Raw genomic sequence first — 453 nt, 5'->3', positions numbered from 1 at the left:
ACCTTTGATGATGCGGCGCTTGATTTCGTCGGTGATGTGCGGAATGACCTGGATGGTCGCGCCCAGGTAATCACCACGGCGCTCTTTGCGCAGCACGTGCTCGTAGATACGGCCGGTGGTGAAGTTGTTGTTCTGGGTCATGGTGGTGCGGATGAACCGCTCGTAGTGGCCCAGGTCGAGGTCGGTCTCGGCGCCATCGTGGGTGACGAACACTTCACCATGCTGGAACGGGCTCATCGTGCCCGGGTCGACGTTGATGTACGGATCCAGCTTGAGCATGGTGACCTTCAGGCCCCGCGCTTCCAGGATGGCCGCCAGGGAAGCCGAGGCAATGCCTTTCCCCAATGAAGAAACAACACCGCCCGTGACGAATATGTAGCGCGTCATGAAAAACCCTAGAAGTCTGCGTTAAGGCGGCCAGCGCCGCCGGAGAAAGCGAAGGAAGGCCGAAGC

Annotated in this window: 1 pseudogene; it reads right to left on the bottom strand. The window is 59.8% G+C overall.

The features are described 5' to 3' along the window. Positions 1-387, bottom strand: a pseudogene (gene pyrG / locus QWI17_RS08895) (CTP synthetase); the annotation flags it as partial. Positions 388-453 lie beyond the last annotated feature (66 nt).

It is taken from the genome of Gilvimarinus gilvus, assembly GCF_030518155.1.
In the GTDB taxonomy this organism is placed as follows: Bacteria; Pseudomonadota; Gammaproteobacteria; order Pseudomonadales; family Cellvibrionaceae; genus Gilvimarinus; species Gilvimarinus gilvus.
Note: the sequence above shows the minus strand (reverse complement) of the source record. Positions and strands in the feature narration are given on the sequence as shown.